The following is a 13,213-nucleotide window of genomic DNA, read 5'->3' on the forward strand; positions in this document are numbered from 1 at the left end:
TGCTGGAGGTATCAGAAGTGCGAATGCTGACATAAGTAACGATAAAGCGGGTGAAAAGCCCGCTCGCCGGAAGACCAAGGGTTCCTGTCCAACGTTAATCGGGGCAGGGTGAGTCGACCCCTAAGGCGAGGCCGAAAGGCGTAGTCGATGGGAAACAGGTTAATATTCCTGTACTTGGTGTTACTGCGAAGGGGGGACGGAGAAGGCTATGTTAGCCGGGCGACGGTTGTCCCGGTTTAAGCATGTAGGCGGAGGTTCCAGGTAAATCCGGTACCTTTTAACGCTGAGGTGTGATGACGAGGCACTACGGTGCTGAAGTAACAAATGCCCTGCTTCCAGGAAAAGCCTCTAAGCATCAGGTAACATCAAATCGTACCCCAAACCGACACAGGTGGTCAGGTAGAGAATACCAAGGCGCTTGAGAGAACTCGGGTGAAGGAACTAGGCAAAATGGTGCCGTAACTTCGGGAGAAGGCACGCTGGTGTGTAGGTGAAGTCCCTGCGGATGGAGCTGAGACCAGTCGAAGATACCAGCTGGCTGCAACTGTTTATTAAAAACACAGCACTGTGCAAACACGAAAGTGGACGTATACGGTGTGACGCCTGCCCGGTGCCGGAAGGTTAATTGATGGGGTTATCCGTAAGGAGAAGCTCTTGATCGAAGCCCCGGTAAACGGCGGCCGTAACTATAACGGTCCTAAGGTAGCGAAATTCCTTGTCGGGTAAGTTCCGACCTGCACGAATGGCGTAATGATGGCCAGGCTGTCTCCACCCGAGACTCAGTGAAATTGAACTCGCTGTGAAGATGCAGTGTACCCGCGGCAAGACGGAAAGACCCCGTGAACCTTTACTATAGCTTGACACTGAACATTGAGCCTTGATGTGTAGGATAGGTGGGAGGCTTTGAAGCGTGGACGCCAGTCTGCGTGGAGCCAACCTTGAAATACCACCCTTTAATGTTTGATGTTCTAACGTAGGCCCCTGACCGGGGTTGCGGACAGTGTCTGGTGGGTAGTTTGACTGGGGCGGTCTCCTCCCAAAGAGTAACGGAGGAGCACGAAGGTTAGCTAATCCTGGTCGGACATCAGGAGGTTAGTGCAATGGCATAAGCTAGCTTGACTGCGAGCGTGACGGCGCGAGCAGGTGCGAAAGCAGGTCATAGTGATCCGGTGGTTCTGAATGGAAGGGCCATCGCTCAACGGATAAAAGGTACTCCGGGGATAACAGGCTGATACCGCCCAAGAGTTCATATCGACGGCGGTGTTTGGCACCTCGATGTCGGCTCATCACATCCTGGGGCTGAAGTAGGTCCCAAGGGTATGGCTGTTCGCCATTTAAAGTGGTACGCGAGCTGGGTTTAGAACGTCGTGAGACAGTTCGGTCCCTATCTGCCGTGGGCGCTGGAGAATTGAGGGGGGCTGCTCCTAGTACGAGAGGACCGGAGTGGACGCATCACTGGTGTTCGGGTTGTCATGCCAATGGCACTGCCCGGTAGCTAAATGCGGAAGAGATAAGTGCTGAAAGCATCTAAGCACGAAACTTGCCCCGAGATGAGTTCTCCCTGAGACTTTAAGTCTCCTGAAGGAACGTTGAAGACGACGACGTTGATAGGCCGGGTGTGTAAGCGCAGCGATGCGTTGAGCTAACCGGTACTAATGAACCGTGAGGCTTAACCTTACAACGCCGAAGCTGTTTTGGCGGATTTGAGAGAAGATTTTCAGCTCTGATTCAGAGTCCGAAGGATTTTGCGCTGAGACAAGGCGGCAAACGAGGCGATGGAAGGAGCATACATAAGTATGTGACTGACATTCGCGAGAGCAGCCAACGCAGTATGAGCGCAAAAGACACAGGACGAGCACAAAGAATTTGCCTGGCGGCACTAGCGCGGTGGTCCCACCTGACCCCATGCCGAACTCAGAAGTGAAACGCCGTAGCGCCGATGGTAGTGTGGGGTCTCCCCATGTGAGAGTAGGGAACTGCCAGGCATCAAATTGCAGTAAGCCGGGGTGACAACCGGTGGTAATAAAGCGAAGAAATTCGGTGGAGCGGTAGTTCAGTCGGTTAGAATACCTGCCTGTCACGCAGGGGGTCGCGGGTTCGAGTCCCGTCCGTTCCGCCACTTATTAAGAGCCCTGAGCATTTGCTCAGGGCTTTTTTGTTTGATCTGTTCTCTATTATTGCTAATTCAGCAAAAATCCTCTGCATTAATCGCTCTTTTTCTCCTCCACACCATCAGCCATAATTTCATCCGTTAACCGAAATGAAGAAATAACGAGGAAAATCATGGCAATCCCTGCATTTGGTCTTGGCACCTTCCGTCTGAAAGATGATGTTGTTATCGCATCCGTAAAAACCGCGCTGGAGCTGGGCTATCGTGCTATCGACACCGCGCAAATCTATGACAACGAAGCCGCGGTGGGTCAGGCCATCGCCGAAAGCGGCGTGCCGCGTGATGAGCTGTTCATCACGACCAAAATCTGGATCGAAAACCTGAGCAAAGACAAACTCATCGCCAGCCTGAAAGAGAGCCTGCAGAAGCTGCGCACTGACTATGTTGATCTCACGCTGATCCACTGGCCGTCACCGAACGATGCGGTAGCTGTTGAAGAGTTTATGGCAGCCCTGATGGAAGCGAAGAAGCTGGGGCTGACCCGTCAGATCGGTATCTCCAACTTCACTATTCCACTGATGGAGCGCGCGATTGCCGCCGTTGGCGCTGAGAATATCGCGACTAACCAGATTGAGCTCTCGCCGTATCTGCAAAACCGTAAAGTGGTCGATTGGGCGCGTGAGCACGGCATCCATATCACCTCTTACATGACGCTGGCCTACGGTAAGGCACTGAAAGATGAAGTGATTGCCCGCATCGCGGCGAAACATGGTGCGACCCCAGCGCAGGTTATCCTGGCATGGGCGATGGGCGAAGGCTATGCGGTTATCCCATCGTCCACCAAACGTGACAACCTGGCCAGCAACCTGAAAGCGCAGGATCTGCAGCTGGATGATGAAGATCGTAAAGCGATCGCCGCACTCGACTGCAACGATCGTCTGGTGAGTCCGGAAGGTCTGGCTCCACAGTGGGATTAATCTCCCGCTTTCGGCATGCCGTTCGCACTGCCGTCTGAGACGATATTACGACAGCTCCTTCGGGAGCTGTTTGACGTGCTCACTTAGAAAGTCAATAAATGCCCTGATGCGCGTGCTGACCGCCCGGTCGCTGTAGTACACCGCACTGAATGGCATCTCCACCGGCAAGCGTTTGTCGGCAAGTAACTCCACAAACTCCCCACGGCCAATCTCTTTATCCACCATATAATCCGACAAACAGGCTATGCCGTTACCGGTCAGGCACAGCTGCTTGAGCGTTTCGCCGCTATTGGAGGACACCGCCGATTCGATCTCTAACAGCTGACCATCGCAACAGGAGACCGGCCAGGTATTCAGCGATACCGGCTCGGTGAACCCGAGGCAGTGATGCTGTTTCAGATCTGACGGATGCTGCGGCATACCGTAGCGCGCGACATAGTCTGGCGAGGCGACGATCTTACGATAGCTGGTAAATAGCGGTCGGGCGCGCAGGCTGGAATCCGTTAAGGTCCCGGCCCGAATGGCCACATCCACTTTTCGTTCAATCAGGTTAATAAACGTCTCTGAAGAGACGAGCGACAGCGTCATTTCCGGGTAGCGCTCGCGAAATGGCTTCACCAGCGGCATGAGAAAATGCAGCATCACCGGCGTCGCGGCATCCACCCGCAGCAGGCCCCGCGGCGTTGTGCGCGTTTCCAGCAGGTCATTCTCTGCTGCCGCCATTTCCTGCAAGACCACCTGCATCCGGCGAAAATAGCGCTCGCCTTCCTCCGTCAGACTGAGCTGGCGGGTGGTCCGATTGAGCAGGCTTACGCCTAGCTTTGATTCCAGCTTCTTGACCGCCCGGCTGACGGCAGAGTTGGCCTGTCCGAGCTGCTCGGCCGCCCGGCTGAAACTTCCGCTTTCCACCACCGCCACAAAGATGGCGATCTCCTCTGATGTGGCTCTCATTATTGCACCTGTAGCAAAATTCTATTGATACTTTGATAGTTTTTGTTATTTATACAACCCTTCATACTACGTGTCATCTTAATCCTGATGCTACGGAGTAAATTATGCCACTGGCGCTATTTGCCTTAACTATCGGTGCCTTCGCGATTGGCACCACTGAATTTGTGATTGTCGGCCTGGTCCCGACTATCGCGCAACAACTCTCTATCTCTCTGCCTTCGGCGGGACTGCTGGTCTCTATCTACGCGCTGGGCGTGGCGATTGGCGCTCCGGTGCTGACGGCGTTAACGGGGCGTATGCCGCGTAAACAGCTGCTGCTGGCGTTGATGGTCCTGTTTACGGCGGGTAATGTGCTGGCCTGGCAGGCCCCGGGCTATGAAACGCTGATCCTGGCGCGATTGCTGACCGGTCTGGCACACGGCGTGTTCTTCTCTATTGGCTCGACAATCGCCACCAGCCTGGTGGCAAAAGAGAAAGCCGCCTCAGCTATCGCTATTATGTTCGGCGGCCTGACGGTCGCGCTGGTCACCGGGGTGCCGTTCGGGACTTTCATCGGTCAGCATTTTGGCTGGCGGGAAACGTTCCTCGCGGTATCGATTCTGGGCGTGATTGCGCTTATCAGCAGTCTGCTTCTGGTGCCGAATAATATTCCGGGCCGCGCCAGCGCCAGCCTGCGCGATCAGATGAAAGTCTTAACTCATCCTCGCCTGCTGATGATCTACGCCATTACCGCGCTGGGCTATGGCGGCGTATTTACCGCCTTTACTTTTCTTGCTCCGATGATGCAGGAGCTGGCCGGTTTCAGTCCGTCTGCGGTTAGCTGGATCCTGTTGGGCTACGGTGTCTCGGTCGCTATTGGCAATGTGTGGGGAGGCAAACTGGCCGATAAGCATGGCGCCGTCTCCGCGCTGAAGTTTATCTTCGCCGCGCTGGTTGTGCTGCTGCTGGTCTTCCAGTTGACCGCCAGCATCCACTATGCTGCGCTGGCAACGGTGCTGGTAATGGGTATTTTCGCCTTCGGCAACGTGCCGGGTCTGCAGGTATACGTGGTGCAAAAAGCCGAACAGTATACGCCTGGCGCCGTCGACGTCGCTTCCGGTCTCAATATTGCCGCCTTCAATATTGGTATTGCGCTGGGGTCCATCGTCGGTGGGCAGACAGTTGAACGATATGGCCTGGCGCAGACGCCGTGGATTGGTGCGGTGATTGTGCTGGTCGCCCTGCTGTTGGTGATGCTGAGCGGTCGTTTAGATAAATCGCCGCGTCGTTCGACAGCGGTTTCTCTCGAAGGCTAGGGTTTATCGCAAATTGCATTGAAAGTGGATGGGAAAATCCCTATAACAGAAGAACCAGTCGTTGTTGGGCTGGTTTCTGTTATTGAGGATTGATGCCCAAATTGCGAAAGAATACCTATGCCATGCGCTACGTCGCCGGACAACCTGCGGAGAGGATATTGCCTCCGGGGGCGTTTGCGGGCGTCAGTCCGGTTTATCCTGCCGGCACGCCGTTAAGCAGCGATGAAAAGATCCGCGTGCTGGTATGGAATATCTTCAAGCAGCAGCGCGCAGAGTGGCAGTCGGTCCTCAAAAATTTCGGCAAAGATGCGCATTTGGTCCTGTTGCAGGAGGCGCAAACCACCCCAGAACTGGTCAGGTTCGCGACTTCAAACTATCTGGCCGCCGATCAGGTGCCGGCGCTGGTATTGCCGCAGCATCCTTCCGGCGTGATGACGCTGGCCTCCGCTCACCCCATCTATTGCTGTCCGTTGCGCGAGCGCGAGCCTATTTTGCGATTGCCGAAATCGGCCTTAGTGACCGTTTATCCGCTGCCCGATGCGCGGCTGCTGATGGTGGTCAACATCCATGCGGTCAACTTTAGCCTTGGCGTCGATGTCTACAGCAAGCAGTTGCTGCCGATCGGCGATCAGATCGCCCATCACAGCGGGCCGGTGATTATGGCCGGGGACTTCAATGCCTGGAGCCGGCCGCGAATGAACGCGCTGTACCGCTTTGCGCGTGAGATGTCGTTACGCGAAGTTCGTTTCTCTGACGATCAGCGCCGCCGTGCGTTTGGTCGTCCGCTCGATTTTGTGTTCTATCGTGGGTTAAGCGTGCACGATGCTTCCGTGCTGGTGACCCGCGCCTCCGATCACAACCCGCTACTAGTCGAATTCAGTCCCGGCAAGCCTGATTAATTTAAGGTATGTCAGGCCTGCCATCGGGCAGGTCTGCGTTCAGCACGATGCTGCCCTAAATTACTCACACAACCGAAGGACAACACAATGACAACACGCTCTCACCATGACAACGTCGAAAAGCAGTTCGGCTCCCAGGCCAGCGCCTATTTGACCAGCGCCGTGCACGCCTCCGGGCGCGATCTGCAGCGGCTGGCTGAACGGCTGGCCGATTTCCCTCAGGCGAAAGTGCTGGATATGGGCTGCGGGGCAGGGCACGCCAGCTTTACCGCGGCGGGACAGGTTGCCGAGGTGACCGCCTATGATTTATCAAGCCAGATGCTGGAAGTGGTTACCGCGGCGGCAAAAGAGAAAGGCTTTAGCAATATCGTGACCCAGCAGGGATATGCTGAAACGCTGCCGTTCGCTGATGCCAGCTTTGATGTGGTGATTAGCCGCTACTCCGCGCACCACTGGCATGATGTCGGCCAGGCGCTGCGTGAGGTGAAACGTGTTCTCAAGCCGGGCGGGGTGATGATCATAATGGACGTGATGTCGCCGGGTCATCCGGTACGTGATGTCTGGTTGCAGACCGTGGAAGCGCTGCGCGATACCTCGCACGTGCGTAATTATTCCAGCGGCGAGTGGCTGGCGCTGGCCAATGACGCAGGCCTGGTGATTAATCATTTATCGACCGATCGCCTGCCGCTGGAGTTCAGCTCATGGGTGGCGCGGATGCGCACCCCAGAGGCGCTGGTAGAAGCGATTCGCTTATATCAGCAGAGCGCTTCGGCGGAGGTCAAAGCCTACTTCGAATTACAGCAGGACGGGTCGTTTACCAGCGATACCATCCTGTTCGAAGCGCATAAAGCGGTTTAATACGGGCAACAAAAAAGGCACCGGGGGAAGTCGGTGCCTTTTTATCGAACCCTGACGTATCAGGACTCTGGTCGATCGCTGTTTTTCACAAACAGCGTTAGCTGATCGCCAGGCCGCAGATTGTCGGTATCGCTGTTCCAGCGCATCACGTCGCGAATATTAACACCGTGACGCTTGGCGATGCTCGACAGCGAATCACCTTTGCGAACACGATAGGTGATGCTATCGCTGTTGTTCGCCAGGCGCTGTGCGCTGCTACCTGCGCCGACAACCAGACTCTGCCCGACTTTTAACCCTGAACCGCGCAGATTGTTCCACTGCTGCAAATCCCGGGTCGTGACGCCGAGACGCGAAGCAATCCCGGAAATCGTGTCGCCAGAGCGTACCTTATAGCTACGGCTGGTCAGCGGCGTATTGTCCGCGAGCTGCGTTGGCTGCACGGCGGCAATGTCGCCAGAGGCCAGCGATTCACGCAGCTGAGCGGCGTGCTTCTGCGGCACCATGACGTACTTTGGCCCACTCGCGCCCAGCGTTGACCCCTTTACGCCAGCGTTGAAGGTTTTCAGTTTGCTGACCGGCATTCCTGCCATGTCCGCGAGCTGAGAAATATCAACCGGGTTGTCGAGGCGAACGCGCGCCAGCGCACGGCTTTCATCGGCCGTGGGCAGCTTTACGCCGTAACGCTTGCTGTTTTTGAGAATGTCGCTCAATGCCAGCATTTTCGGTACGTAGATTTTCGTTTCATGCGGCAGAGACAGCGACCAGAAATCGGTGGGTTTACCACGCGAACGGTTCGCTTTTACTGCTTTCATGACCCGACCTTCGCCGCTGTTATAGGCTGCGACCGTTAATAACCAGTCGCCGTCGAACATTTTGTTCAGACGTTGCATCATGTCCAGCGCCGCGGTAGTAGATGCGACGACGTCACGACGCGCATCGTAACTGCGGGTCTGTTTTAAACCATAATTGCGCCCTGTGCTCGGAATGATCTGCCAAATGCCTGCGGCATTGGCGCCAGACGTCGCGTGTGGGTCAAAAGCGCTCTCCACTATGGGTAGTAATACCAGTTCCATTGGCATGTTACGTTTCTTAACCTGCCCGGCTATCCAGTACATATACGGCTCTGCCCGTAAAGTTACATCGTGGAGATAGCTCTTATTTCTTAAGTACTTCTGTTTCTGTTCGCGAATCCGGGGATTATCCGGTATTCCCATCTTTAGCTCGTCGCCTATGGAAGTCCACAGATCCTGGTCTTGCGCGTAGAAGGTTCCATCATCTAACCAGCGCGCTTGACTTGTGAACTTACCTGCTTCCCCTTGACCAGCCGCAGAAAGGCTCTGTGCTCGCTGTTCGACGGTGCCATCGTGCTTAGACGCCTGGCACCCCACCAGCAGGACAGAGGCGAGTAATATCGCTCGTGCCTTCATGTGTGTGTCAATAGTTGCTTAAAAGACGACCAAGGATAACGGCGAAGTTGGCCGATGACAAGAATTAAATATCAGAAGTCGTCTTTCTTTGACCTTAACCATGCAAATCGCGCCACAGAGTGTTGCAAATTTGTTTCTTGGTTAATTTTATCAATTAAATCAATATCATTTGCGCGTAAAAATAAATTTATACGACGCTCATTTTTCAGAGTTACGGGTAGTGTTTTTTGTTTTTTTGCACGTAACTCATTAACTTTATGATAGTAATCGTTTATGTCCCTATCATCTGGCAGGATACTCAATGCAAACTTCATATTCGCTAACGTATATTCATGTGCGCAACATATGAGGGTTTCTTCAGGAAGGGCGTTAATTTTCATAAATGATTGATACATCTGCTCTGCAGTACCTTCGAAGAGCCTTCCGCAGCCGCCGGAGAACATTGTGTCGCCACAGAACAGATAAGGTTCGCTGTAGTAACAGATATGTCCTAATGTGTGACCTGGCGTAGAGAAAATGGAAAAATCGTGCCCGAGAATTGACAGCCGATCGCCATCGCCTACCACCTGAGTGACTCCCTTATCCTGGGTTTCCGCCGGCCCGTAAACCACTATAGAAGGGAATTTTTCACGTAATTGTTTTACGCCGCCGACGTGATCCTGATGGTGATGGGTTAGTAAAATGGCTTCGGGCTGCCATTGGTTTTCCTCAATGGCCGCCAGAACCGGCGCGGCTTCGCCTGGGTCAACGATGATGCAGCGGCCGTTATTCTCACTGAGAACCCAGATGTAGTTGTCCTGAAACGCGGGAATACTGATAAGATTCATAAATTACCTCTAAAGCGTAGCGGAAGGTGGCAATGAAGCCGGCAAGGATACCTCACACAGTGACAGCGCCTGAGCATTGGTCCAGTATGCCATGGGGCGAATACTATCGCGAAACGCTGGAGCAGCAGATGAAACCATGGCTGGCTAAATTATATGGCTTTCATCTGCTTAAGATTGGCAATCTGAGCGCGGAAATCAATACTGAAGCTTGCGCCATCTCGCACCAGGTCAATGTCTCGCTGGCAGGAAATCCGATGCAGGTTCGGGCCGATCCGCTGCATTTACCCTTTGCCGAAAAGTCCGTCGACGCCTGCCTGCTGGCGCACACCCTGCCGTGGTGTAGCGATCCGCATCGTCTGCTGCGGGAAGCCGATCGTGTACTGATCGATGATGGCTGGATGATCCTGACAGGGTTTAATCCGGTCAGCCTGATGGGGTTGCGTAAGCTGGTGCCGCTCCTGCGCAACGGTACGCCTTATAATAGCCGTATGTTTACGCTGATGCGCCAGCTGGACTGGCTGTCGCTACTCAACTTTGAAGTGCTGCACTATGGGCGTTATCAGGTTTTACCCTGGTCGCGCCACGGCGGCAAACTGCTGAGCACACATCTGCCAGCGCTGGGCTGTTTGCAATTGATTGTCGCCCGCAAACGGACCATTCCGCTGACGCTCAATCCGATGAAATCCGGTAAAGCGAAAACCCAGCTGCGGCCGGCAGTCGGCGCCACCCGGCAGTGGCGCAAGGGGCAGAATTAGCTCTCCGGCTGGTAGCCGATGTCGTCCTGAGTGGGATGGGAGGCCGCCGCGCGGGCCAGCTCGTCGCAGCGTTCGTTTTCTGGATGGCCGGCGTGGCCCTTCACCCACTCCCATTTGATCTTATGCTGGCCAAGCGCAGCATCCAGCCGCTGCCAGAGGTCGACATTCTTTACCGGTTTTTTCTCTGCCGTTTTCCAGCCGCGCTTTTTCCAGTTGTGGATCCACTGGGTGATCCCCTGGCGGACATACTGGCTGTCGGTGCTGAGTACCACCTCACAATGCTCTTTTAACGCCTCGAGAGCGACGATTGCCGCCATCAGTTCCATGCGGTTATTGGTGGTCAGACGGTAGCCGGCGCTAAAGGTTTTTTCGTGCTGGCGGTAGCGCATGATGGCGCCGTAACCGCCGGGTCCTGGATTTCCCAGGCAAGAGCCGTCGGTGAAAATTTCTACCTGTTTGAGCATCTCTGGTAGACTTCCTGTAATTGAAATCGATTTGTAAACGATAAGTCTGACATAAATGACCGCTATGAGCACTGCAATTACGCGCCAGATTGTTCTCGATACCGAAACCACCGGTATGAACCAGATCGGGGCGCACTACGAAGGACACAAGATTATCGAGATCGGCGCCGTGGAGGTGATCAACCGCCGCCTGACCGGTAACAATTTCCATGTCTATCTGAAGCCCGATCGGCTGGTGGATCCTGAAGCATTCGGCGTGCACGGGATCGCCGATGAGTTCCTGCTGGACAAACCCACCTTTGCCGACGTGGCTGATGAGTTTATGGATTACATCCGCGGCGCGGAGCTGGTGATCCATAACGCCTCGTTCGATATCGGCTTTATGGATTATGAGTTCGGTAAGCTGAACCGCGGCATTGGAAAAACCGAGACCTTTTGTAAAATCACCGACAGCCTGGCGCTGGCGCGGAAAATGTTCCCCGGCAAGCGCAACAGTCTGGATGCGTTATGTTCGCGTTACGAAATAGATAACAGCAAGCGTACGCTGCACGGGGCATTACTCGATGCCCAGATCCTTGCCGATGTCTATTTGATGATGACCGGCGGCCAGACTTCGATGGCGTTCTCTATGGAAGGCGAAAGCCAGCAGCAGGCGGGAGAGATGGGCATTCAGCGCGTCGTCCGCGCCGCCAGCCAGTTACGGGTGGTTTATGCCTCTGATGAAGAACTGGTGAACCATGAATCCCGCCTCGATCTGGTACAAAAGAAAGGCGGAAGCTGCCTGTGGCGTGCCTGATAACCACTAAAATGGATTAAAAGTAGGCGGTTGGGCGATTTTTGCAGCAAACGATTCAAAACGGTAGAAAAAGCGTTGACGGGGTAGAGGGGAATCCGTAATATTCGCCTCGTTCCCAACGGAACAACAACGCGGAGCGGTAGTTCAGTCGGTTAGAATACCTGCCTGTCACGCAGGGGGTCGCGGGTTCGAGTCCCGTCCGTTCCGCCACTATTCAGAAAGCCTGAATCAGCAATGATTCAGGCTTTCGTCGTTTTCGTCGCCGAATTTCAGCGCGCCTCTTGTTCCTCCTGCATACACTGCATGAATACCCGCATCGCCGGACTGATTGCTTTCCCGGCGTGATGGGCGCAGAGCGCATGGATCGTCAGCGGCGTCTCGCTGAACGGCAGCTCGACCAGCGTCCCGCGTTTGAGTTCCTCCTCTACCGCAAAGCGCGGCAGAAAACTCACCCCTAGATTGCCCGCCACGCACTGCTTGATGCTTTCAATACTCCACAGTTCGATGGTGTTCTCCATGGTAATGCCGCGCTGGCGCAGGGTACTTTCAAAAATCTGCCGGAACACGCACTGGGGTTCGTTGATGATAAAACTCAATGGGATATGCTGCCGCGGGCGCAGGAAGTCGACCGGCGCCTGATCGACTGACGCGACCAGCGCCAGCGGCTGCGGGCCAAGTTCCATCATGGTGAGCGCATCATCGTTGCCAACCCGGTAAAACACCCCCAGGTCGACTTCGTCAGCGAGCAGCGCATCACGGATGCTGTAGCAATTGAGCGACTGCAGTGACAGGCGGACCTTCGGGGCGCGTTGCTTAAAACGCTGCAGCACCGGCGGCATTTTGTACGCCAGCAGGGTTTCACCAGTGGCGACGCGAAGTTCGCCGCCGGGTTCATCGTCCTGGCGCGCCGCCTGGCGAATCGACGCCATCACTTTGGTCAGATCGTAGACGTGCGGCAGGACATTCTTACCCGCGGCGGTGAGACACATCCGCCGGCCAATTTTCTCAAACAGCGGGATAGCAAGCTCCTGCTCAAGCTGCTGGATATGAAAGGTTACGGTGGACTGGGTGCAGCACAGTTTCTGCGAGGCGCGCAGAAAGGATCCTTCTTCGACAACCGTTTTGAAGGTGATAAAGCGTCGCAGATCCATATTTCCTCTTTATATCGACATTCTCGAATTCAGAATGAAAAAACATTCATTTTTTTAAATTATCAGCTTCGGGTACTGTCTGCCAGTCAAGAGGAGAAAACACGTGACACCTACCCTGATTAGCGCCTTTTTAACTTACACCCTGATCACCGCCCTGACGCCCGGGCCGAATAATATTCTGGCGCTGAGCAGCGTCACCGCGCACGGCTTTCGACGGAGCATGCGGGTTCTGGCCGGCATGAGCCTGGGGTTTGTGATCATCATGCTGATTTGTGCCGGGCTGACGTTCACTCTCGTTACCCTGGATGAGGGGATAACCTCCCTGCTACGCTGGGTCGGCGCAGGGTATATCCTGTGGCTGGCCTGGCACATTGCCCGCAGCGACCCGGCCAGCGGTGGGCAGGAGGAGCGGCCTGTCAGCTTCTGGGCCAGCCTGGGGCTGCAGTTTGTGAATGTAAAAATTATCCTGTACGGCATCACGGCCCTGTCGACCTTTGTTCTGCCAGTGACTCGCGAGCCATTCTGGCTGGTGATGATAAGCCTGTTGCTATCAGTAATAGGCGTTGCCGGCAATCTTTGCTGGGCGCTGGCCGGTCAGCTGTTTCAGCCGGTGTTCGAACGCCATGGAAGAGGGTTAAATCTGCTGCTGGCGCTGCTGCTGGTCTGGTGCGCGGTACGAATGTTTATGGAATGAATTAAGGGA

Annotated in this window: 12 protein-coding genes, 2 tRNA genes, 1 rRNA gene and 2 other annotated features; of the genes, 10 read left to right on the plus strand and 5 right to left on the minus strand. The window is 54.9% G+C overall.

The features are described 5' to 3' along the window. The first annotated feature begins 31 nt into the window (after window positions 1-31). Window positions 32-790, plus strand: a sequence feature (23S ribosomal RNA rRNA prediction is too short). A 1-nt stretch (window position 791) separates the two neighbouring features. After that, window positions 792-1,664: a sequence feature (23S ribosomal RNA rRNA prediction is too short), on the plus strand. A gap of 205 nt (window positions 1,665-1,869) precedes the next feature. From rrf to dkgB, 3 genes are all read left to right on the plus strand, one after another. Beyond that, window positions 1,870-1,985 (plus strand): 5S ribosomal RNA (gene rrf, locus A1WC_RS20945). 57 nt (window positions 1,986-2,042) lie between these two features. After that, window positions 2,043-2,119: transfer RNA gene (locus A1WC_RS20940), tRNA-Asp, on the plus strand. 164 nt (window positions 2,120-2,283) lie between these two features. Further along, on the plus strand, window positions 2,284-3,087 hold the full coding sequence (dkgB, locus tag A1WC_RS20935; RefSeq protein ID WP_012542802.1) for a 2,5-didehydrogluconate reductase DkgB: 804 nt from the start codon (window positions 2,284-2,286) through the stop codon (window positions 3,085-3,087). A 45-nt stretch (window positions 3,088-3,132) separates the two neighbouring features. Here the strand turns inward: dkgB and yafC are convergent, their stop codons facing one another. Next, complete coding sequence (yafC, locus tag A1WC_RS20930; RefSeq protein WP_012968896.1) at window positions 3,133-4,038, minus strand: DNA-binding transcriptional regulator YafC; 906 nt, start codon at window positions 4,036-4,038, stop codon at window positions 3,133-3,135. A gap of 104 nt (window positions 4,039-4,142) precedes the next feature. Here yafC and A1WC_RS20925 point away from each other — a divergent pair, with 104 nt between their 5' ends. From A1WC_RS20925 to A1WC_RS20915, 3 genes are all read left to right on the plus strand, one after another. Next, a complete protein-coding gene (locus A1WC_RS20925) occupies window positions 4,143-5,333 on the plus strand; it encodes an MFS transporter (RefSeq protein ID WP_008805250.1) in 1,191 nt (396 codons plus the stop codon). A gap of 101 nt (window positions 5,334-5,434) precedes the next feature. Further along, window positions 5,435-6,232: an endonuclease/exonuclease/phosphatase family protein gene (locus A1WC_RS20920; RefSeq protein ID WP_002889629.1), complete on the plus strand. Its 798-nt coding sequence runs from the start codon at window positions 5,435-5,437 to the stop codon at window positions 6,230-6,232. Between the two features lie 87 nt (window positions 6,233-6,319). After that, entirely contained in the window at window positions 6,320-7,090 is a 771-nt protein-coding gene (locus A1WC_RS20915) for a class I SAM-dependent methyltransferase (RefSeq protein ID WP_008805251.1), read from the plus strand. Window positions 7,091-7,149: 59 nt separating this feature from the next. On the opposite strand, the gene mltD is transcribed toward A1WC_RS20915, so the two are convergent. Then, on the minus strand, window positions 7,150-8,517 hold the full coding sequence (gene mltD / locus A1WC_RS20910; protein WP_012542801.1) for a murein transglycosylase D: 1,368 nt from the start codon (window positions 8,515-8,517) through the stop codon (window positions 7,150-7,152). 71 nt (window positions 8,518-8,588) lie between these two features. Beyond that, a complete protein-coding gene (gene gloB / locus A1WC_RS20905) occupies window positions 8,589-9,344 on the minus strand; it encodes a hydroxyacylglutathione hydrolase (RefSeq protein ID WP_016160334.1) in 756 nt (251 codons plus the stop codon). Between the two features lie 32 nt (window positions 9,345-9,376). Here gloB and A1WC_RS20900 point away from each other — a divergent pair, with 32 nt between their 5' ends. Continuing rightward, window positions 9,377-10,099, plus strand: a complete 723-nt coding sequence (locus A1WC_RS20900) for a class I SAM-dependent methyltransferase (protein WP_012968892.1) — start codon at window positions 9,377-9,379, stop codon at window positions 10,097-10,099. Here the strand turns inward: A1WC_RS20900 and rnhA are convergent. Next, window positions 10,096-10,563: a ribonuclease HI gene (gene rnhA / locus A1WC_RS20895; RefSeq protein ID WP_004204620.1), complete on the minus strand. Its 468-nt coding sequence runs from the start codon at window positions 10,561-10,563 to the stop codon at window positions 10,096-10,098. The genes A1WC_RS20900 and rnhA overlap by 4 nt on opposite strands. 64 nt (window positions 10,564-10,627) lie before the next feature. On the opposite strand from rnhA, the gene dnaQ reads away from it, so the two are divergent. Continuing rightward, window positions 10,628-11,359: a DNA polymerase III subunit epsilon gene (gene dnaQ / locus A1WC_RS20890; RefSeq protein WP_004204621.1), complete on the plus strand. Its 732-nt coding sequence runs from the start codon at window positions 10,628-10,630 to the stop codon at window positions 11,357-11,359. Between the two features lie 133 nt (window positions 11,360-11,492). Next, window positions 11,493-11,569, plus strand: a tRNA-Asp gene (locus tag A1WC_RS20885). A 59-nt stretch (window positions 11,570-11,628) separates the two neighbouring features. On the opposite strand, the gene A1WC_RS20880 is transcribed toward A1WC_RS20885, so the two are convergent. Then, complete coding sequence (locus tag A1WC_RS20880) at window positions 11,629-12,510, minus strand: LysR family transcriptional regulator (protein ID WP_012968890.1); 882 nt, start codon at window positions 12,508-12,510, stop codon at window positions 11,629-11,631. Window positions 12,511-12,613: 103 nt separating this feature from the next. Here A1WC_RS20880 and eamB point away from each other — a divergent pair, with 103 nt between their 5' ends. Next, a complete protein-coding gene (gene eamB / locus A1WC_RS20875; protein ID WP_012968889.1) occupies window positions 12,614-13,204 on the plus strand; it encodes a cysteine/O-acetylserine transporter in 591 nt (196 codons plus the stop codon). Window positions 13,205-13,213: the final 9 nt, after the last annotated feature.

The organism is Klebsiella sp. KTE92 (assembly GCF_000398905.1).
Taxonomy (GTDB): Bacteria; Pseudomonadota; Gammaproteobacteria; order Enterobacterales; family Enterobacteriaceae; genus Klebsiella; species Klebsiella variicola.

What these genes read in the sequence shown, in the direction of transcription:
- dkgB (WP_012542802.1), top strand. Translation starts at nt 2,284, where the DNA reads ATGGCAATCCCTGCATTTGGTCTTGGCACCTTCCGTCTGAAAGATGAT.
- yafC (WP_012968896.1), bottom strand. Translation starts at nt 4,038, where the DNA reads ATGAGAGCCACATCAGAGGAGATCGCCATCTTTGTGGCGGTGGTGGAA.
- A1WC_RS20925 (WP_008805250.1), top strand. Translation starts at nt 4,143, where the DNA reads ATGCCACTGGCGCTATTTGCCTTAACTATCGGTGCCTTCGCGATTGGC.
- A1WC_RS20915 (WP_008805251.1), top strand. Translation starts at nt 6,320, where the DNA reads ATGACAACACGCTCTCACCATGACAACGTCGAAAAGCAGTTCGGCTCC.
- mltD (WP_012542801.1), bottom strand. Translation starts at nt 8,517, where the DNA reads ATGAAGGCACGAGCGATATTACTCGCCTCTGTCCTGCTGGTGGGGTGC.
- gloB (WP_016160334.1), bottom strand. Translation starts at nt 9,344, where the DNA reads ATGAATCTTATCAGTATTCCCGCGTTTCAGGACAACTACATCTGGGTT.
- A1WC_RS20900 (WP_012968892.1), top strand. Translation starts at nt 9,377, where the DNA reads ATGAAGCCGGCAAGGATACCTCACACAGTGACAGCGCCTGAGCATTGG.
- rnhA (WP_004204620.1), bottom strand. Translation starts at nt 10,563, where the DNA reads ATGCTCAAACAGGTAGAAATTTTCACCGACGGCTCTTGCCTGGGAAAT.
- dnaQ (WP_004204621.1), top strand. Translation starts at nt 10,628, where the DNA reads ATGAGCACTGCAATTACGCGCCAGATTGTTCTCGATACCGAAACCACC.
- A1WC_RS20880 (WP_012968890.1), bottom strand. Translation starts at nt 12,510, where the DNA reads ATGGATCTGCGACGCTTTATCACCTTCAAAACGGTTGTCGAAGAAGGA.